17 protein-coding genes are annotated in these 20,261 nt (G+C 69.0%); 8 read left to right on the forward strand and 9 right to left on the reverse strand.

Translation table 11 applies throughout. From position 1 onward, the window contains the following. Positions 1-308 precede the first annotated feature (308 nt). Both EV643_RS14030 and larE read right to left on the reverse strand, forming a co-directional pair. Positions 309-692, reverse strand: a complete 384-nt coding sequence (locus tag EV643_RS14030) for a cold-shock protein (protein ID WP_133800501.1) — start codon at positions 690-692, stop codon at positions 309-311. Positions 693-856: 164 nt separating this feature from the next. Beyond that, positions 857-2,326 carry an ATP-dependent sacrificial sulfur transferase LarE gene (gene larE, locus EV643_RS14035; protein WP_133800502.1) on the reverse strand — a complete coding sequence of 490 codons (1,470 nt, stop codon included), beginning with the start codon at positions 2,324-2,326 and terminating at the stop codon, positions 857-859. Positions 2,327-2,460: 134 nt separating this feature from the next. On the opposite strand from larE, the gene EV643_RS14040 reads away from it, so the two are divergent. The 3 genes from EV643_RS14040 (at position 2,461) to EV643_RS14050 (ending at position 5,036) form a co-directional block, all read left to right on the forward strand. Further along, entirely contained in the window at positions 2,461-3,399 is a 939-nt protein-coding gene (locus EV643_RS14040) for a TauD/TfdA dioxygenase family protein (protein ID WP_133800503.1), read from the forward strand. Positions 3,400-3,501: 102 nt separating this feature from the next. Further along, positions 3,502-4,086, forward strand: coding sequence for a TetR/AcrR family transcriptional regulator (locus EV643_RS14045; RefSeq protein WP_133800504.1), 585 nt, complete (start codon positions 3,502-3,504; stop codon positions 4,084-4,086). After that, positions 4,086-5,036: a R2-like ligand-binding oxidase gene (locus EV643_RS14050; protein WP_133800505.1), complete on the forward strand. Its 951-nt coding sequence runs from the start codon at positions 4,086-4,088 to the stop codon at positions 5,034-5,036. Before EV643_RS14045 ends, EV643_RS14050 begins: the two co-directional genes overlap by 1 nt. A gap of 6 nt (positions 5,037-5,042) precedes the next feature. On the opposite strand, the gene EV643_RS14055 is transcribed toward EV643_RS14050, so the two are convergent. Both EV643_RS14055 and EV643_RS14060 read right to left on the reverse strand, forming a co-directional pair. Beyond that, positions 5,043-6,620, reverse strand: coding sequence for a glycoside hydrolase family 53 protein (locus EV643_RS14055; protein ID WP_238165579.1), 1,578 nt, complete (start codon positions 6,618-6,620; stop codon positions 5,043-5,045). A 22-nt stretch (positions 6,621-6,642) separates the two neighbouring features. Next, a complete protein-coding gene (locus EV643_RS14060) occupies positions 6,643-8,643 on the reverse strand; it encodes a beta-galactosidase (RefSeq protein WP_238165580.1) in 2,001 nt (666 codons plus the stop codon). Between the two features lie 180 nt (positions 8,644-8,823). Here EV643_RS14060 and EV643_RS14065 point away from each other — a divergent pair, with 180 nt between their 5' ends. The 5 genes from EV643_RS14065 to EV643_RS14085 all read left to right on the forward strand — a co-directional run bounded on the left by EV643_RS14065 (position 8,824) and on the right by EV643_RS14085 (position 15,005). Next, positions 8,824-10,137: an ABC transporter substrate-binding protein gene (locus EV643_RS14065; RefSeq protein WP_133800506.1), complete on the forward strand. Its 1,314-nt coding sequence runs from the start codon at positions 8,824-8,826 to the stop codon at positions 10,135-10,137. Positions 10,138-10,148: 11 nt separating this feature from the next. Next, positions 10,149-11,081 (forward strand): carbohydrate ABC transporter permease, encoded by a 933-nt coding sequence (locus tag EV643_RS14070; RefSeq protein ID WP_133800507.1) that lies wholly within the window; start codon positions 10,149-10,151, stop codon positions 11,079-11,081. Beyond that, positions 11,078-11,965 carry a carbohydrate ABC transporter permease gene (locus tag EV643_RS14075; protein ID WP_133800508.1) on the forward strand — a complete coding sequence of 296 codons (888 nt, stop codon included), beginning with the start codon at positions 11,078-11,080 and terminating at the stop codon, positions 11,963-11,965. The genes EV643_RS14070 and EV643_RS14075 overlap by 4 nt, the downstream gene beginning before the upstream one ends. 22 nt (positions 11,966-11,987) lie before the next feature. Further along, the gene (locus EV643_RS14080) at positions 11,988-13,001 is read left to right on the forward strand and encodes a LacI family DNA-binding transcriptional regulator (RefSeq protein ID WP_133800509.1); all 1,014 of its coding nucleotides are present in this window, start codon (positions 11,988-11,990) and stop codon (positions 12,999-13,001) included. 243 nt (positions 13,002-13,244) lie between these two features. Next, a complete protein-coding gene (locus EV643_RS14085; protein WP_133800510.1) occupies positions 13,245-15,005 on the forward strand; it encodes a DUF222 domain-containing protein in 1,761 nt (586 codons plus the stop codon). 34 nt (positions 15,006-15,039) lie between these two features. On the opposite strand, the gene EV643_RS14090 is transcribed toward EV643_RS14085, so the two are convergent. The 5 genes from EV643_RS14090 to EV643_RS14110 are packed head-to-tail and all read right to left on the reverse strand — an operon-like array spanning position 15,040 to position 20,258. Then, a complete protein-coding gene (locus tag EV643_RS14090; RefSeq protein ID WP_133800511.1) occupies positions 15,040-16,119 on the reverse strand; it encodes an MSMEG_0565 family glycosyltransferase in 1,080 nt (359 codons plus the stop codon). Beyond that, positions 16,119-16,937, reverse strand: a complete 819-nt coding sequence (locus tag EV643_RS14095; protein ID WP_133800512.1) for a carbon-nitrogen hydrolase family protein — start codon at positions 16,935-16,937, stop codon at positions 16,119-16,121. The genes EV643_RS14090 and EV643_RS14095 overlap by 1 nt, the downstream gene beginning before the upstream one ends. Then, positions 16,934-17,767 (reverse strand): carbon-nitrogen hydrolase family protein, encoded by an 834-nt coding sequence (locus EV643_RS14100; RefSeq protein ID WP_133800513.1) that lies wholly within the window; start codon positions 17,765-17,767, stop codon positions 16,934-16,936. Before EV643_RS14100 ends, EV643_RS14095 begins: the two co-directional genes overlap by 4 nt. Next, entirely contained in the window at positions 17,764-19,161 is a 1,398-nt protein-coding gene (locus tag EV643_RS14105; RefSeq protein WP_133800514.1) for an MSMEG_0567/sll0787 family protein, read from the reverse strand. The genes EV643_RS14100 and EV643_RS14105 overlap by 4 nt, the downstream gene beginning before the upstream one ends. Further along, the gene (locus EV643_RS14110; RefSeq protein WP_133800515.1) at positions 19,158-20,258 is read right to left on the reverse strand and encodes an MSMEG_0568 family radical SAM protein; all 1,101 of its coding nucleotides are present in this window, start codon (positions 20,256-20,258) and stop codon (positions 19,158-19,160) included. Before EV643_RS14110 ends, EV643_RS14105 begins: the two co-directional genes overlap by 4 nt. Positions 20,259-20,261 lie beyond the last annotated feature (3 nt).

Genomic DNA, 20,261 nt, shown 5'->3' on the forward strand with positions numbered 1-20,261 from the left:
GATTCCCAAGGGGAGGGAGTCGCGGTTCGAACATGCTGAACGATCACGAGCACGCCCGCGAGGCCGACCGGCTGTACAACCGGCGACTGACGCGCTGGCGACACCGGACCGCTATCCGACAATCGCCGCCGGCCTCGCGGCGTCGGACGACCTCGGCCTCGACTACGACACCGACGAATTCCAGACCGGCCTCGACACCGCCCTCGACGGCATCGAAGCCCTGATCACCCGCCGAACCACCCCTGACCGGCGCGGCGGGCGCGGCGTAGTACGGGGGTTCCGGCGCGGCGGGGGCGGCGCCGTACGGCCTAGATGTCTAGTTTGTCTGCTACGCCGCGGAGGACGGTGGCTACCTGGCGGGCGGCCTTGCCGTCGGGGTGACGGCCGCGGCGGTAGCCCTCGCCGATGTTGTCCAGCAGCTTGATCAGGTCCTCGACGACCAGCGCCATCTCCTCCGGCTTCGGCCGCATCGCCTTCGCCACCGACGGCGGCGGGTCGATCAGCCGGACCTGGAGCGCCTGCTCACCCTTGCGCCCCTCGACCACCCCGAACTCGACCTTCTGGCCAGGTTTGAGGCTGGTCACTCCCGCCGGCAGGGCCTCCGCCCGGACGTAGACGTCCCCGCCCTCCTCCTTGCTGAGGAAGCCGAACCCCTTCTCGGAGTCATACCACTTGACCTTGCCAACAGGCACGGGAACCTCTTCGATGTCAATCGTCGGAACAGGACGGAGGGGGTGACCGGACGGGCTGCCCGGGCCGGTTACCCAGCGTACGTGAACCGGGTCCTCACCGCCTCTGGGAAACTATCTGATCGGGCAGCGACTCGCACTCCCCGGGCCTCGGGATCCGCCGGAAATCAGCGGTACTTGTCCGGGTTGGCGAGGCGTTCGTTCATCGACCCGGATCTGAACCCGCGCGGGTCCACCGCGGCCGCCGTGAACCCCTCGGCCCGGACCAGTTCGACCAGCGCCGCGGAGTCGATCGTGCCGAGCAGGCCGGCGTCGATCTCGATGCTCGCGGACTCGCCGAGATCCCGGACCCGGACGTTCTGCACGCCGTACGGCGCGAGGTGGGCGCGAACGGCCTGCTCGGCGCGATCGACCCGGGCGAGCAGGTTCGGCGTGATCCGGATGCCGTACGCGATCCGGCTGGACAGACAGGCCGCGGCCGGCTTGTCGGACGTCTCCAGCCCCCAGCTCCGGGACGCCTCGCGGATCTGCGCCTTGGTCAGCCGGGCGTCGCGCAACGGGGTGAGCGCGCCACGCTCGAACGCGGCCCGGATGCCCGGCCGGAACCCGGCGATCGCGTCGTCCGCATTGGTCCCGGTCGCGATCGCGTCGATCCCGAACTCGTCCGCGATCGGCTGCAGGGTCTCGATCAGCTCGGCCTTGCAGAAGTAGCACCGGTCGCCCGCGTTCGCCTGGTAGCCCTCGCGGTCCATCTCATGCGTATGCGGGGTGACATGCCGGACCCCGATGCTGTCCGCGAAGTGGGCCGCGGGCTCGAGCTCGGCGACCGGCAGGCTGGGGCTGACCGCCGTCGCCGCGACCACGTTGGCGGGCCCGATCGCCCGCGCCGCGGCCGCCAGCAAGAAGGCCGAGTCCGCGCCACCACTGAAGGCGACGACCATGCTCGGATAGCTCGACAGCCGCGCCATCAACGCTTCCAGCCGCTGCTCGAGGACGTATGCGTCCAGCCAGGCGGGGAACTCGGTCAGATCGTTCAGTACGACGTCCGCTCCGTACGCGCGCAACTCATCCGCGGTGAACGGCCCAGTGGCCACGCTCACCGCAACGGCACCGGCAGCACGAGCTCCGTCGATGTCGGCCGTGTGGTCGCCGACGTAGATCGTCGCCTCGTGCTCCCGCAGCGCGATCCCCTTCTCGGCGCCATGCAGGTCACCGACGGGCTCGTCCACATCCAGGCCGAGGTGGTCCAGGTGCAACCGCACACTCGGCTCGTACTTCGCCGACACGACGACCGTCTTCCCGCGCAGCGCCCGGATCGCGGCCAGCGACTCGGCCACACCGGGCATCGGCAGGCTGCTGGTGATCGCGTGTTCCGGGTAGTGCTCGCGGTACCGCGCGACCATCGCATCCACCTGGTCGGGCGGGAACCAGTTCGCCATCTCCCAGACCAACGGCGGGCCGAGCCGGCTCACCACCAGGTCGGTGTCGATCGGCGTACCGGTCTTGGCGGCGAGCAGATCCCAGACCGCCTGGATCCCCGGCCGGGAGTCGATCAGGGTCATGTCCAGGTCGAACCCGACCACGAGCTCCGGCACATCGGTGGTTGCTTCCCTGGGCTGGATCTCGGCGGTCGACACGTCCCCAACCCTACTTCTTCGGACTCCCAGGCGGCCGGGCTGTCTCGGTCTCGCATCCCGGACAGACCTCAAAGTCTAGTAATTCAGTAGGAAAATAGAGATTACTCAGACCCCAGCTCGCAGGGAGACAGACCATGACCACACAGCTCGCGGAAACCGCACCCGAGACCGCCGGCGTCACCGTGACCAAGTACGGCGGGGCGCTCGGTGCTGTCATCGGCGGGGTCCGGCTCGGCGGCGACCTCGATCCCGGGGCCGTCGCCACGATCCGGCAGGCCCTGCTCACCCACAAGGTGATCTTCTTCCGCGGCCAGCAGCACCTCGACGACGCCGGCCAGCTCGCCTTCGCGAAGCTGCTCGGCACCCCGACCCTCGCGCACCCGACCTCGAAATCGCTGGAGAACAGCGAGCACGTGCTGCCGATCGACGCCGACTACGGCAAGGCGAACAGCTGGCACACCGATGTCACGTTCGTGGACCGCATCCCCGCTATCAGCTTGCTCCGGGCGGTCACACTCCCGTCGTACGGCGGTGCGACCAGCTGGGCGAACACCGTCACGGCGTACGCGAACCTCCCGGTCGCACTACAGGCGTTGGTCGATCGGCTTTGGGCGGTGCACAGCAACGTGTACGACTACGCCGGGAGGGTCGACGAGACGCGGATCGGCGGCGTGGACGTCAAGGTGCAGACACATCGTGAGCAGTTCGTGTCGACGCTGTACGAGACCGAGCACCCGGTGGTCCGTGTACACCCGGAGACCGGCGAACGCTCGCTCGTCCTCGGTCACTTCGTCCGGCGGTTCGTCGGTCTCACCTCGGCCGAGACACACCAGTTGTTCCAGCTGCTGCAGAACCGGGTGACCAACCTCGACAACACCGTCCGCTGGCAGTGGCAGCCCGGCGACCTGGCCATGTGGGACAACCGAGCGACCCAGCACTACGGGGTCGCCGACTACGACGACAAGCCACGCCGGCTGCACCGGGTCACGCTCGCCGGCGAGGTCCCGGTCAGCGTCGACGGCGTCCGCAGTACGCCGCGCACCGGCGACGCGAGCCACTTCTCCAGCCTGTAAGCCCGGTTGCCCACTTCCGCTCTGTAAGTAACTTGCTTGACATTTTCGGACCCCCTGTCCGATCTCTTGACATCTGTCACCAAAATGTAAACCCTGGTCGGCATGGACACCTTCGCGGAGCGCACCAAGCGCCGGCTTCGCGACGAACTGCTCGACGCGGCGTACGACGCGCTCGTCGCGGGCGGGTACGACGGGCTCCGGATGGTCGAGGTCGGCCGCCGGACCGGGGTGTCACGGCAGACCGTCTACAACGAGTTCGGCGACAAGTGGGGTCTGCTGGAAGCGGTCGCGGCGCGCGAGGCCGAGCGGTTCCTGGTGGACGTGAACGACGCGCTCGCCGAACAGGACGACCCGATCGACGGTCTCCGGGCCGCGATCGAGCGCGCCCTGGTCCTGGCCGGCGACAACCCGCTGATCAAGGCGGCTCTCGGGCAACCCGGTTCGGACCAGGCCAGTCAGCTGTTGACCACACGGGGGCAGCAGTTGCTGGAGTTGAGCCACCAACGGCTGGACGCGCACGTTCGCGAGCACTGGCCCGAGGTACCGGCCGAGGACGCGACCACTTGTGTCGACGTCGCGCTGCGCGTCGTACTGAGCCACATCGTCAATCCCGGCGCCGCCGCCGCGGTGGTCGCCGAGCAGGTAGCGCGTGTCCTCGGTCCGTTCCTGACCAGCAGGAGGCAATGATGACGAATCCTCTTCACCGGCAGGGTTTCAGCTCGCTTCGCGCGGGCGGCCTCAACTGGGAGGCGCTACCGCTGCGGCTGTTCGACAAGGGCAACCGGAAGTTCTGGAATCCGCGCGACATCGACTTCAGCAAGGACGCCGCGGACTGGCAGAACCTGACCGACAACGAGCGGGACAACGCGCTGATGCTGTGCGCACAGTTCATCGCCGGCGAGGAGGCGGTCACCGAGGACCTGCAGCCGTTCCTGCAGGCGATGGCGGCGGAGGGCCGGTTCGGTGACGAGATGTACCTGACCCAGTTCTGCTTCGAGGAGGCCAAGCACACCGCGGTCTTCCGGCTCTGGCTGGACGCGATCGGCGTCACCGAAGACCTGCACCGGTACGTCGAGAACAACCCTGGGTACCGCGCGATCTTCTACGAGGCCCTCCCGGTCGCGCTCAAGTCACTCGCCGACGACCCGTCCGCGGCGAACCAGGTGCGAGCCTCAGTCACCTACAACCACGTGGTGGAAGGGACTTTGGCGCTCACCGGCTACCACGCGTGGAACCTGCTCTGCACCGCCCGCGGCATCCTGCCCGGCATGCAGGAACTCATCCGCCGGATCGGCGACGACGAACGCCGGCACATGGCCTGGGGCACCTTCACCTGCCGCCGCCACGTCGCCGCCGACGAGTCCAACTGGAAGGTCGTCACCGACACGATGGAGGAACTGCTGCCGCACGCCCTGGTCCAGATCCAGTGGGCGCTGGAGAACTCCCCCGAGATCCCACCCGAGATCGACCCCACCGCCCTGATGACGTACGCCGGCGACCGAGCCACCCGCCGCCTCGGCGCCATCGAATCCGCCCTCGGCGCCGACGTGGCCGGCATAGACCTCGACTACTCCCCCGAAAAACTAGAGGACGTCTTCGGCGCCGAAGACACCGCCGCCCTCGCCGCCGTCCGCTGAACCGCGTCAGGGGGCGAGGTTGCGGGCGGCGGGGAGGAGGGTGCCGGTGAAGTCGAACAGCGCCTGGTTCTCCCAGGCGTTACCGGATGACGGGTCTTCGGGATCCCAACCCGCTCCAGCGGCCGAGGTCCAGGCAGGCTCCCAGTAGACCGTCCCGATGCCCCGTCCGCCTTCGGCTGAGGCGACTGCATCCTGGACGGCCCTGAAGGCCGCGGCCTGCCCGGTCGGGGTCGCTGGATAGCCGGGTACGAGTTGGTCGGGCTGGCGGATGATGTTCTCCCAGGTGGGGGTGTCGTCGGCCAGGGTGAACGGGTACGCCGTCTCGACGACCAGTACGTCGCGGTCGTACCGGCTGGACAACGTGGTGACGGCCTCCTGGAGATCGGCCAGGCTGCCGTGCCAGTAGCCGTAGTACGACAGGCCGATCTGGTCGAAGGGGACCTGCCGGGCGACGACCTCGTCGAACCACCAGGTCAGGCTGCCGATCCCGTTGTTGATGTTGGTCAGGTGCAGCAGCACCTTGGTCGAGGGACTGATCTCCTTCGCCGCGCGGGCGCCTGACGTCAGGAACGAGGCCAGGTTGTCCCACTGCGCACCATCGACACCGTCGGACGGGTCGACGTCCCAGGTTTGTCCCCATGGCCACAGCATGCCGGGGTTGATCTCGTTGCCGACCTGTACATAGTCGGCGGTGGCGCCGGCTGCTTTCAGGGCCGCGAGTACGTCGCGGGTGTGCGCGTAAACAGCGTCCGCCAACTGGGCCGGGCTCATCCCGCGCCAAGCATGTGGAACACCCTGCGCACCTGGATCGGTCCAGCGGTCCGAGTAGTGGAAGTCGACCAGCAACTTCATCCCGGCCGACTTGATTCGCTTGCCGGTGGCAACCACGTGGGCCTTGTCGTTGTAGCCGTCGGCCGGGTCGACCCAGACCTTCAGCCGGCCGAGGTTCATCCCGGACCGCGCCAGGATCCGGACCGCGTCGCCGGATCGGCCGTCGGCATCCGCATAGGTCGCGCCGAACGCTTCGTTCTTCGCCAGACCGGACAGGTCGCCGCCGCGGATCGACCGGGCAACTCGGCCGCGGGCGACTGCGAGATCGTCGAAGCTCGCCCAAGTGCCGCCCGGTCCGGCCGTGGTCAGGTCGATCGTGCACCGTTGGCGCCTCGAGACGTACACCGAAGCGGCGGAGCGAACCCAGGCGTCGTCCTGTTCGGTCAGCGCCACCACGGTCGAAACCGTCCGGCCGCAACCGGCGACCGACAACGTGCTGCCGCTGAGCGAACCACCGGACTTGGCCCAGACGCTGACCGTCCACCAGCCACTCGACGGCAGTTCGATGCTCTGCCGCGTCGTCACGTGGTAGTCGGCCGCCACCCAGTGGGTCAGCCGGTCACCAGTCCGGCCGCCGCCCTCGATCTTCGCCGCGCCCGCGTCCCCCGACACCTTCCAGCCGTCCAGCCCTTGCTCAAAGCCGGGGTTGGAAGGACCCACACCGCCGACCGATCCGAGGGCGGGAAGGGAGCTGGTTGCGGCGAGCAACAAAGCGAGGCACATCAGTGCGGTACTTCGGGCGAGCTGTCGCATGGCGAAACTCCTCACACAGTGGTCAGATCCGGATCACGCGGGCGCCGCCGGCCTCGAGCTTCAGCGACTCACCCGACTCTCCGGAGAGCAAATCGGTGCCGCCGACCGGCAGATCCACCGGCCGGTTGCTGTGGTTAATCGCAATCAGGTACTCCGAGTCCCCGTGACGCCGGATGATCTCGACGTCTGCCGGCCCGAAACCCGGCTCGATCCCGGCATCCTGATACGCCCGGCGCAGTACGACCGACAGTTCGTCCACACCCAGTCGGGTAGACACATAGAAGGCAGAACCAGCACCCAACGAGTTCCGGGTAATGGCCGGTTTCCCCGCCCCAGGGCCGTCCTCGAAGGCGGCGATCACCTCAGCCCCGTCCAACGCGACGTCGTCCGCCCAAACATCACCGCTGATCCCGTCAAGACTCAGCCGGACTGTCTCCCCCGAACGCAACGGCAGGAACTCCTCGACCGTCAGCCCGAGCACGTCCCGCAGCGGCGCCACATAACCACCGGCATGCACAGCGTCGTACTCGTCCACGATGGCCGAGAAGTACGACACCACCAACGTGCCACCACCCTCGACATAGGAGCGAAGGTTGCTAGCGGCAACTTCAGTGAGCAGGTACGACGCCGGCGCGACGACGAGCTTGTACGCCGACAGGTCGGACTCCGGATGCGCGAAGTCGACCGTCAAACCGTCACGCCAGAGCCGGTCGTAGAAGGCGTCAACCCGTTCGCGATGGGACAGGTCCTCGCTCGGTCGCCACTCCAGATCCTGCGCCCAGAAGGACTCCCAGTCCCACAGCACGGCCACCTCCGCCCGCACTTCGGAACCCAGCACCTCATCGAGCCGGCCGAGCCCCTGGCCAAGTGAGCAGACCTCCGACCAGACCCTGCTACTCGTCCCCGCATGAGGAAGCATCGCCGAGTGGAACTTCTCCGCGCCGGACCGGGATGCCTTCCACTGGAAGAACATCACCGCGTCGGCGCCTCGACCCAGGTGCGCCAGAGCGTTCCGGGCCAGCTCCCCCGACCGCTTGGCCAGGTTGCGGGGCTGCCAGTTCACGCCCGAGGTCGAGTGCTCCATCAGGATCCATGGACGGCCGCGCGCGATCGACCGGGTCAGATCGGCCGACAACGCCAGACCGACGTGGCTGCGTGGATCCGCGGCGACCAGATAGTGGTCGTTGGCAACGATGTCGACCTCGTCGGCCCACTTCCACAGGTCCACCGACGGACAGGTCCCGGCCATGAAGTTCGTGGTGATCGGCACGCCTGAACACTCGGCCCGGATCGCGTCCCGTTCGGCGATGAAGCACTGCAGCAGGGCGTCCGAGGTGAACCGCGCGAAGTCCAGCCGCTGGGCCGGATTCACCACGCTGGCGGACACGGCCGGCGCCGACACGTGTTCCCATTCGCCGTACCGCTGACCCCAGAACGTCGTACCCCAAGCTTGGTTGAGCGCGTCCAGCGAGCCGTACCGATCACGCAGCCAAGCACGAAAGGCGCGGATGCTGGCCGAGGAATAGCAGTCCGACACCGGCGCGCCGTACTCGTTGTGGACATGCCAGACGGCCAGCGCCGGATGCGTGCCGTATCGCTTGGCCAGTTCGCGGGCGATCGACGTACTGGCCTCCCGGTACGCCGCTGAGCTGGGGCTGGCCATGCCGCGGGAGCCGAAACCGAGGACGGTCCCATCCCGTGTGACCACGCGCGCCTCGGGGTGCTGGTGGAAGAACCAGGCGGGCGGCGACGCGGTCGGCGTACCGAGGCTGATCCGGATCCCGGCGTCGTGCAGGAGCTCGAACAAACGATCCAGCCAGCCGAAGCCGTACTCGCCCGGCCGCGGCTCGATCAGGGCCCACGAGAACACCCCGATGCTGACCAGGTTGACGCCCGCCTGCCGCATCAGTTCGATGTCGGCCGGCCAGGTCTCCTCGGGCCACTGCTCCGGGTTGTAGTCGCCCCCGTAGCTGATCGCGCCCACACCGGGCAGCCAGCCCCGCCCGTCACCCTGGGATGTCACTCGGACTCCTTCACTCTGTGCACGCACACAGCCGGTCAGCTCGGTGCAACAGCAAGGAAACAGGATGAAACCTCCTGTTGACAAGAGCCGGAATCCGCCATCACTGTGAACGTGCACAGCCCAATCGGCCCGCAGTCAGCGCGGCAACGGCTACGGGCGCTCCCTGAGGAGGAGAAAGCAATGCGACGACACATTGGCCTGGGGCTGACGGCATTCGCCGCGGCCGCCGCGCTGCTGCTGGCGGGATGCTCCGGCAGTGACGAGCCGGCCGCCGAGCAAGGGCCGAAGGAGAACGTCAAGCTCACGTTCTGGACCTGGGCTCCGAACATGGACAAGGTGGTCGCGACCTGGAACGCCGCGCACCCCGAGATCCAGGTGACCGTGAACAAGCAGGACGGCGGCGACCCGGCCGTCACCAAACTGCTCACCGCGATCAAGGCCGGCAGCGGCGCCCCCGACGTGATGCAGGCCGAGTACCAGAAGATCCCGACCCTGGTGTCCGCCGACGCCCTCGCCGACCTCACCGGCAAGCTCGACCAGGGCACCGCCGGCCACTTCCCGGAGACCGTCTGGAAGTCCGTCACCCTCGGCACCGACGCCGTTTACGGCGTACCGCAGGACTCCGGGCCGATGCAGTTCTACTACCGGACCGACATCTTCAAGCAGTACGGCCTGCAGGTGCCGACCACCTGGGACGAGTACGCGCAGGTGGCCCGGAAGCTGCATGCGGCCGACCCGAAGAAGTACCTGGGCACCTTCTCGGCGAACGACCCCGGCTGGTTCGCCGGGCTGGCTCAACAGGCCGGTGCGTCCTGGTGGAGCATCGACGGCGAGTCCTGGTCGGTGTCCGTCGACGACGAGCCGACCGTCAAGGTCGCCGACTTCTGGGGTGGCCTGGTCCAGGACGGCGTGATCGACAACAAGCCGATGTACACCCCGGAGTGGAACGCCGCGCTCAACAACGGCACTCAGGTCGGCTGGCTCTCCGCCATCTGGGCGCCCGGCGTACTCGAGGGCAACGCCGCCGCCACCAAGGGCAAGTGGGCGATGGCACCGATGCCGCAATGGACGCCGGACCAGCCGGCCACCGGCAACTGGGGCGGCTCCGCGACCTCGGTGACCTCGCAGTCCAAGCATCCCGCCGAAGCGGCCAAGTTCATCGAGTGGCTGAACACCTCTCCCGAGGCCGTCACCGCGCTTGCCAAGGTCAGTGGCGTCTACCCGTCCGACCAGCCTGGTCAGGCGGCTGCGCTGTCGGCGCCGCCGGCCTTCTTCGCCAACCAGCCGGACTTCTACCCGAAGGCCGCCGAGATCGCCAAGACCGCCCGCAGCTTCACCTTCGGTCCCAACGTCAACGTCGCGTACTCCGCCTACACCGACGAGTTCGGCAAGGCCGCGCAGGCGAAGTCCAAGGCTGGGTTCACCGCCGCGATCAAGGCGATGCAGACCACCACCCTGGAGAACCTCAAGAGTTCCGGGTTCTCGGTCAAGTGAGCACTGGTCAGGTGAGCACCGGCAGCCGGGCGGCAACTCGTCGCCCGCGCCGGTCGCTCGCGCCGTACGCGTTCCTCGCCCCGGCGGTCCTGCTGTTCGCCGCGTTCCTCGCCCTGCCGATCGGGTACGCCGTGTACCTGAGCCTGCGTACCGTCAAGGTGCGCGGGCTCGGGCTCGGCAAGGGATCGCGCGAGCAGGTCTGGGCCGGGCTGTCGAACTACTCCAAGGCGCTGACCGACCCGGACTTCGCCGCCAGCGTGCTCCGGGTCGCGGCGTACGGCGTGATCGTCGTGCCGACCATGCTCGGTCTGGCCCTGCTCTTCGCGTTGCTGCTGGACACTCCGAGGGCCCGGGCGCGGAAGTTCTCCCGGCTGGCGATCTTCCTCCCGTACGCCGTGCCGGCCGTCATCTCCTCACTGCTGTGGGGTTTCCTCTACCTGCCGTCGGTGAGCCCGTTCCATCACGTCGCCGATCGGCTCGGGTGGCCCCTGCCCGACCTGTTGTCGTCCGGCAACGTGATCTTCGCGGTCGCCAACATCGCTGTCTGGGGCGGTGTCGGGTTCAACATGGTGGTGATCTACACCGCGCTGAAGGCGATCCCGAGCGAGATCTACGAGGCGGCCGAGCTGGACGGGTGCGGGCAGATCGCGATCGCCTGGCGGATCAAGGTCCCGGTGGTGCTGCCCTCGCTGATCATGACGTTCGTCTTCTCGCTGATCGCCACTCTGCAGGTGTTCGCCGAGCCGGTGACGTTGCGGCCGCTGACGAACACGATCTCCAGCACCTGGACACCGCTGATGAAGGTGTACCGGGACGCCTTCACCCGAGACGATCTGCACTCGGCGGCGGCCACGTCGGTGATCCTCGCCTTCGCGACGTTCGTGCTGTCGTACGGCTTCCTGCGGCTGGTCCAGAGCCGCGCGTTCGGTCAGGAGAACCGATGACCACTCTCGCCCCCGAGCGGACCATTCAGCCGGTGAGCACCCCAGTACGCCGCCCGACGTCGCGCAGTCCGGTCGCGACGGCGATCCTGCTGGTCGGAGCGGCGTACTGCCTGCTGCCGGTGTTGTGGGTGCTGATCGCGTCGTCCAAGAGTGGCGCCGAGTTGTTCTCCACCTTCACGTTCAGCCCGTCGACGCATCTGTTCGACAACATCGCCGACCTCTCGGCGTACCGGGGTGGCCTGTTCTGGCGCTGGATGGCCAACACGACCCTGTACGCCGGAGTCGGCGGGCTGCTGTCCACGATCGTGTCGGCAGCGGCCGGGTACGGGCTGGCGAAGTACACGTTCATCGGTAAGCAGGCGACGTTCAACGTCCTGCTGGCCGGAGTCCTTGTGCCGAGTGTGGTGCTGGCGGTCCCGCAGTACCTGTTGCTGGCGAAGCTCGGGCTGACCAATACGTACTGGGCCGTGCTGCTGCCGAGCATCATCAGCCCGTACGGCATCTACCTGGCCCGGATCTACGCGGCCGCGGCCGTTCCCGACGATCTGGTGGAGGCGGCTCGTACCGACGGCGCCGGCGACTTCCTGATCTTCCGGTCGATCGCGGTCCCGCTGATGGCGCCCGGTCTGGTGACGGTGTTCCTGTTCCAGTTCGTGGCGATCTGGAACAACTTCCTGCTGCCGTACATCATGCTCGGCAACGACCAACTGTTCCCGCTCACGGTCGGTCTGTCGGGGCTGCTGAACCAGGGCGCGTCCCAACCCAGCCTGTACACCTCTGTCGTAACCGGGTCGCTGCTGTCGATCGTGCCGTTGGTCGCCCTGTTCCTCACTCTGCAGCGGTACTGGAAGGTCGACCTCGCGGCCGGCGCGGTGAAGAGTTGAGGTGGAACTAAACTCTCGGCGTGTGGAGCAGAACGGCAGCCGCAGGCGACCGACCATCAAGGACGTGGCCGCCGTCGCCGGCGTGTCCCGCGGTACCGTCTCGCGGGTGCTGAACGGCGGCCACTGGGTCTCCCCGGAGGCGCTCACCGCCGTCCAGGCGGCGATCAAGTCGACCGGATACGCCGCCAACCGGCACGCACGCAGCCTGGTCACCGGACGGGCGAACTCGGTCGCCTTCCTACTGACCGAGCCGCAGCAACTGCTGTTCGAGGACCCGAACTTCTCGGTGCTGCTACGCGGCGCCGCGGACGCGCTGGCGAAACGCGACATGCCGCTGCTGCTGATGGTGGCCGGTACCGCGGAGGAACGACGCCGCGTCACCGACTACGTCACCGCCGGCCACGTCGACGGCGTACTGCTGATCTCGTCGCACGCCGGCAACCCGGTGGTCGGCTCGTTGTTGCGCGAGGGAGTCCCGACCGTCGCCTGCGGGACGTCGCTCGGCCACGAAGGCAAGATCGGGTACGTCGCCGCCGACGACGTGGCCGGGGCGCGGGAAATGGTCCGGCACCTCCGCGACACCGGTCGCCGGCACATCGCAACGATCACCGGACCGCTGGACACGCCTGGCGGAGTCCAGCGGCTGCAGGGGTACCGCGAGGAGCTCGGTGACGCCTACGACGAAGGACTCGTTGCCAACGGCGACTATTCGAGGCTCGGCGGACAGCGTGCGATGGCGGACCTGCTCGCCGCCCGGCCGGAGATCGACGCGGTGTTCGTCGCCTCCGACCTGATGGCGGCCGGTGCCCTGACCACCCTGGCCGCGCAGGGCCGACGAGTCCCGGACGACGTGGCAGTCGGCGGCTTCGACGACTCCTATCTCGCCGCCGCGCTGAGTCCGGCCCTCACCACGATGCGGCAACCCTTCGAACGAATCAGCAGCGAAATGGTCCGCCTACTAGGCGACGTCATCAACGGCGAACAACCAGCCGCCGTGATCCTTCCAACCACCCTGGTCCGCCGCGACTCGACCTGACCACCCCGGACGTCGTTGGCGCAGGATTACGACTGAGCCTCGCCGTGTAGATGGGCAGCTGACCCGGGTGGGGGCGAACGGCCGGAATGCGTTGTGGGCGTGGAGATTCGGGGCCACCGACGCCGCGTGGCCGCCGGCCCGCCTGGGCGCACAGCCAGCCTAACTGGCCTGCGCCGTCGCGTTTTCCCTTGTGGATAAGGAGAAATTTGGTGTGGTCACGGAACGTGACTTATAATCGACAGTATGTTCGAGACGGATCTCACCGAGTTGCCGACGGCCGACCTGCTGGCCTCGGCCGCCGAGCAGCGCGCCGAGGCGAACCGGCGCGAGGCCAGCCTCCTCGAACACGCCCTGGTCTACGCCGACCGGCACCACCCCGACACCTGCCCACCCCGCCCGGGCCGCTCCAGCTGGCAGGGCCGCGAACGCGCCGTGGTCCTGGGTGGTGACGGCTGCCCCGAGGTCGCCGAATTCGCGGCCGCCGAGTTCGGCGCCGTCCTCGGCATCTCGGCCGGCGCCGCCGCCAACCTCATCGGCCAGGCCCTCGCCCTGCGCCACCGGCTCCCGTTCACCCTCGCCCGGGTCCGATCCGGGGACGCGACACCGTGGCGGGCCTGCCGGATCGCCACCGCCTGCCTCACCCTGTCGGAGGAGGCCGCGGCGTTGGTGGACAAGCAGGTCGCGGCGGTCGTGGACAGCGTCACCCCGGAACGGCTCGAGAAGATCGTCAAGGCTGCGAAGTGGCGCGCCGATCCCGACGCCGCCCGCGCCGAGGCTGAGCAGAAGGCGCGGGAGCGGGGCGTCTATGTCGGCCGCTCCGACGAACATGGCACGAAGAGGGTCTATATCCGCGCGGCGTCCGGGGATGTGATCCGGTTCGACGCGAGCATCGCCAGTATCGCCGAGGCCCTGAAGATCCTCGGCGACACCGACACCCTGCCGCATCGCCGCGCCAAGGCGATCGGCATCATCGCCGACCCCGTCTACACCGAAGAGCTCCTCCGCCAGGCCCGCGCCCAGCTCCTCAATCAGACCAACCCCGGCCCCGAGCCCGCACCGCAGGCAGCACCCGCCCCCCGCCCCGGCCCCGGCCCTGAGGCCCGCCCAGGCCCTGACCCCGGCCGTGAGCCCGAGCCCGGCCGTGAGCTTCAGCCCGAGCACGGCCCTGAGCCCGAGCATGGCCCTGAGCCGGCGTTCGGTCCTGAGCTCGAGCCGGATGACGAGGCCGACCGGGACGCGCCCCACCCGAGCCACAGCGACCTGCCGGACCCGCTGGACACCCCCACCGGCGCCCCGGGTGAGCCCGGCTGGCCCGGCCAGCGCGTCGACCCAGACGCCGCAGACCCCGACGCCGGTGAACCGCTGGACGCGGCCGCGCAGCGCGCGTTCGACGCGCGCCTGGCCCAGATCAAGCGCGACGCCCACGCCACCCACGGCACCCACGCCGCCCACGGCGCAGCGCCCGCGAGTGGTGCTGGCCGGGCGGCGGGTGGGCGGATGCGGCCGGGGCAGACCGAGATTTACGTACACCTGACCGACCACACGCTGGCTACCGGTGACGGGATCCTGCGGGTCGAGGGCCTCGGCCCGTTGCTGGCCAGCCAGTTGGCCGAACTCGTCGGCCACGGTCCGTACGTCGTCAAACCGGTCATCGACCTGAACGACGCCATCGGTGTTGACTGCTACGAGATCCCCGACCGGGTCCGGGAACGGGTCAAGCTGATCCACCCGGTCGAGCAGTTCCCCTACGGCACCCGCGAAACCGACCGGGCGATGGACCTGGACCACATCCGGCCGTATGACCCCCTCGGGCCACCCGGTCAGACCGGAACCGAGAATCTCGCACCCCTGCGGCGCTACGCCCACAGGGTCAAGACGTTCGGGCGCTGGAAGGTCCGGCGCCTGGACCGCAAGACCCTGGAATGGACCACACCCCACGGCTACCGGTTCCACGTCACACCCACCGGAACCCACCCAGTCACCGACCCCACACCAGACCCGTGAACCCAACCACGCCCACCGCCTCCGGCTGGCTCCGTCAGGCGGCGAGTGATTCATATAGGCCGACATGCGCGGCCGCCGCAGCCTCCCAGGTGTAGCTCGCCGCGAGAGTCTGGCCGGCAGTCCGTCTGGCGGGGTGGTGGCGCGCTGTGAGCTGCGCCGCCAGTTCGGCTGGGTCACCGGCATAGGTTGCGGCGGGGCCGAAGATTTCGTGGAAGACGGGGAGGTCGGAGACGACGAGTGGTACCCCGGCTGCGAGGGCCTCCAGCGGCGCCAGACCGAAACCCTCTTTGACTGAAGGAAAGGCGAAGACCTCGGCGGCCGCGACCAGCGACGGCAGGTCGGGGTCTGGGACCGGGCCGAGGACGATCGGGGCGACGCCGAGCTCGACAGCGCGTGCCTCCCACCGAGCGCGGTACGAGCGGTAGTCGAACAGCGTCTCGCCCCCAGCGATCACCAGCCGGAGGTCCGGGTCGCCGATCTGCGCAAAGGCCTCGAGCAGGTCGAGAGAGCCCTTGCGGGGTTCGATTCCGCCGACCGTGAGCACGTACCGTCCGAGCTCATTCGTCCACCGCGTCCGGGCGGCAACAGCAGCCGGTTCGTCAGCGGCGGCCGCCGAGAACCGAGCCGCCGCGACGCCGTTCGGGACGACCGTTGCCTTGAGCCCCCATCCGTCGGCGAGTTCGGCGGCGACTGCCGCGGAGACGCAGATGTGCGCGTACGGCGTGACGATCGCGCGCTCGTGGCAGGCGACCAGCTCGGGCGTGCTGAAGTGATCGATGTGGTGCACGGTTCGTACGCAGCGCCCGACCGCGTTCGCGCTGATGCAGTCCTGGGCGTGCACGATGTCGTACCCGGACGCGTCGAAGGCGTCCCGCAGTACGGCGATCGACCGCAGGATCCGCGCGCCGACCTCCTCCCCGGGCAGGTCCGGAAACGGAACTACCGCCAACCGCACCCGAGGATCCACCGAACGGTAGAAGCCGGTGTCACCACCTCGGCCGAGCGACCACACCGTGACGTCCTCACCGCGAGCGGCCAACGCCTCCGCCAGCGCCAGGGTGTGCACGACGCCACCGCGCGGCTTGGTCGAGTAGCTCAGTAACGCGATCCGCATCAGTACACCTCCGGACGGCGCTCGGCCAGGTGATGCAGGACCCGGCGCGCGGTGTCGATCTCGGCCCGTACGTCGAGGTCGGCGACCGCGATCCCGGCCTTCGACCAGGTCCGGGCGACGATGTCACCGCCGGGACCGACCACCTTCGACTGGCCGAGGAACCGCATCCCGCCTATCGAGCCGGTCAGGTTCGACGAGACCAGCACGACCTGGTTCTCCGCGGCGCGGGACCGGTCGTACAGGTCGAACAACCGGGACTGCCGGTCCTCGTTCATCCGCGGGGCCCGGTTGGTGATGCTGGTCGGCCAGGCGTTCAGGCAGGCGATCACCTCGGCGCCGTCGACCGCGAGCGCCCGGGCGGACTCGGGGAACGTCTTGTCGTAGTCGATCATCATGCCGAGCCGCCCGATCGGGGTTTCGAACGCCTCGAACCCGTTGCCCGCGGCGTACACGGACCGCTCCCCCGGTGGTTGGTGCACCTTGCGATGCCGGCCGAGCACACCGTCCCCGGTGACGCACAGCGCGGTGTTGTAGCGCTCGCCGCCGTCGGCCTCGCAGAAGCCGAAGCAGACCACCATCTCGCCGGCCATCGCGATCACCTTGGGGATCAGCGGATCATCGAGTGACAACGCGGGCGGCAGGTCGTCCGGCGACGGCCGGCTCAGGTCGGACAGGTAGCCGCCCAGCGCCGCATCCGGCAGCACCAGCAACTGGATCTCCTCGCGCCGGCCGTGCCGGATCAGCGCTTCCACCCGGGACAGATCGAACTCCAGATCCCGGGTGAAACCAGCCGCGACGGCACCGATCTTCAGGCTCATACCAGCTCGGGCGTCCCGTACGTCTCCGGCCGGCGGTCACGTAGGTGGCCCATCGATCGGCGAGCCAGTTCGAGCGCCCGGGATACGTCCACATCGGCGATCGCCATTCCCTCGGTCACCCCGGTGTCCGCGAGGATCTCGCCGCCCGGGTCCACCACCTTCGCGCTGGCGACGAATCTGAGCGAGCCGAACATGCCGGACTGGTTCGCGGACAACCAGACCACCTGGTTCTCCAGCGCCCGGGCCCGGTCGAACAGATCGAACCGCCGCTTCCAGCGGTCCCGGGACAGATCCGGATCCGGGTTCGTCCGGGCACCCGGCCAGGCCGACAGGCAGGCGATCACCTCGGCGCCGTCCAGGGCCAGCGTCCGCGCGGCCTCGGGGAACGCCTTGTCGTAACAGATCATCAAGCCCATCCGCCCGACCGGAGTGTCGAACGCCTCGAACCTGTCGCCCGCCGCGTAGTGCTCGTCCTCGCGCAACGGCTGGTGCACCTTACGGTGATGGCCGAGGATCCCGTCGCCGGTGACACAGACCGCGCTGTTGTAGATCGAGTCGCCCTCGGCCTCGGCGTACCCGACCGCGACGACGAGATCCCCGGCCAGCTTCACCATCCGGGCGATCTCGGGACCGTGCAGGTCGAACGCGGGCGGCGGTTCGGCCGTTCCATCCAGGCTGAGCAGGTAGCCACCGAGGGCGCCCTCGGGGAGGACGAGCAGCCTCACGCCGGCGGACCGGGCCTGCTCGATCAGAACCTGGACCTTGGCGAAGTCCGCCTCCAGGTCCCGGTCGAAGTTCGCGGCGACCGCCGCCATCCGCAGAGTCGTCATGCCGCTCCCATCCCGGTCACCCCGGCGGCCAGCGCCTCGGTGATCTCTCCGTCAGGCCAGCGCAACCGCACGCCCTGCCCGGTGGTCAACTCGCCGCAGACCGCGCTGTCTGCCGGCCCGGCGGACAGTTCCTGCCTGCCGGTCGTGAGCATCGCGAAGCCGGGGAAGCAGGTGAGCCAGTCCCCCATCGACGCGTCGCCGGGCTTCGGTACGGCGGCGACGTCGAGGGTCGCCGCGCAACCGCTCGCTTCCGCGAGCATCCCAAGCGTGCCGACGACTCCGGCCATCGAAACGTCCTTCGCAGCTTCCGGCCGGGCGTTGCCCACGGCACCGATCATCGCCCTCAGGTCCTCAGTACGCCGTCCGCTGGTCGAGTCCCACTGCCGTCCGGCATAGCCAGATCGCCAACCTCCGGCGAGGTCGGCCGTCAGCCGGACCGGCTGTCCGGGACGTCCGCCGCCGCCTGGCACCGGATGCGCGGTCCGCCCGAGCGCGGTGACACTCAGCGCCGCCGGTACGCCGAACTGGGTGTGTCCGCCGAGCACCGGTACGCCGTACGCCGTCGCGGCCCGGCGCAATCCGCTCAGCACCCGCGTCGCGAACGACCGGTCCCGTGCGCCGAGCGCATCCAGCAGGCCGACGGGCTCCGCACCCATCGCGGCCAGGTCGTTCACGTTCACCAGCACCGAGCACCAGCCGGCCCACTCCGGATCCCGTTCCACCATCGACGGCAAGATCGCGTCGCAAGCCGCCACCAAGTCACTCCCCGGCACCGGCGCGCCGTCGTCGCCCACGAACCCTTGCGGCCCGAGGCCGGACAGCAGCGGGCCCAGTTCACTCTTCGTCGCCGCGACCAGCCGAGCGACCCGGTCGATCGGCCACCGCATCAGCAGATGCTTGCTCCCAGCAACCTCCACCGGTCGGATCGTCTCCCACCCGAGCCGCTGGAAGAACCGATGCGTCCCAGTCTGGACAGTGGCGTCAAATCGCAACGCGCCCGCAGCCTCCGCCCGAGCACACGCTGCCCGAACGAGAGCAGCGCCGACGCCGGCGGAGCTCCCGGTTGTGACGAGACGGCCGCCTTGCCACCAGCCGATGTCGGGACCCGCTGTCGCCGGACCCAGGCGCACCCCGCCGATAACCGCACCGGTGGAGTCTCGTGCGATCAAGACGATCGTGCGTGGGTCCTCGTCGCGGTCGTCGAGATCGCTCCCGTCGAACAGCCCTTGGTCCTCGACGAAGGCCTGGTGTCGCAACCGGCGATAGGCCAGCACCGCCCGCCCGTCCGCCTCCTCGATCAGAAACCGTGGAGCGCCGGCCGGTGGATCGCCCAGCAACGCAGCCACGTCCGCCGCCCGACGGACCCCAGTCAACTGCGCGACCGTAGTACTCATGATCCCGCCGCCGACAACAGACTGCAGGCCCCACAAGCCGCGCACCCAGCACCCTGATCCGCGCCCCGCATCCCCGCCTCCGCGAGCAGCGCCGCAACCCGCGCGGTGACCTCCCGCACGACCCGCGCGTCCGGCGGCGTCACTCCATCGGCCCGGGCCAGCGTCCCGAGCATCGGCCGCAGCGGTACGACGAACGGGTACACGCCTCGATCGATCAACCCAGCGGCACCGCGCACCAACTCGTCCGCGGACTCACCCATCCCGATCAGCAGGTACGTCGACACCCGGTTCCACCCGAACACCCGAACCGCCTCGTCCCAAGCGGCCTCGTACTCCGCCAGGCTCACGGTCGACTTCCCCGGCATCCACCGCCGCCGAACCTCGTCGTCCAGCGACTCCACGTGGATCCCGATCGACGTCGCTCCGGCCTCGCGAAGCTCCGCCAGCACCCGAAGGTCACCTGGCGGCTCGATCTGGACCTGGATCGGCAACCCTGGAACGGCTTGCAGGACAGCCTTCACACAGCGGACGAGATTCCGCGCACCCCGATCCGGCCCGTTCGTGGTCCCAGTGGTCATCACCATTTGCGTGACCCCGTCCAGCCGGACTGCTGCCTCCGCGACCTCGGCCAACTGAGCCGGTGTCTTCGCCGCCACGGTCGCACCCGATCGCAGCGACTCCTCGATCGAGCAGAACCGGCAGCGCGTCGACTCGTCGTACCGGATGCAGGTCTGGACGACCGTCGTGGCGAGCACGTCCTTCCCGTGCAGCAAAGCGATCTGGCGGTAGGGGATGCCTTCGGCCGTGGTCAGGTCGTAGAACTTCGGCCGGCTGACGGGCTCGACCGATAGGCCCAGGTCGAGCCCGTTGCGATAGACCGATCCGTCGCGCACCTGGTACGGGCTGTCCGCGACGATCGGGAGGGTGGCGTTGGCACCGTCGACGACCAGGTGCCCGTCGTCGCTCGGACCGGCCCCCTTGCTCCGGCGAACCGGGGCGTCCACCTGAACGCCGTACACGGCCATCTCGGCCCGGATCGACAGACCCTCGTCCACCAGGTTGCCCTGAGCAACTTCGGCGCCAACGCTCACGGTCATCCC

The sequence above is a fragment of the Kribbella caucasensis genome (genome assembly GCF_004361855.1).
Taxonomy (GTDB): domain Bacteria; phylum Actinomycetota; class Actinomycetes; order Propionibacteriales; family Kribbellaceae; genus Kribbella; species Kribbella caucasensis.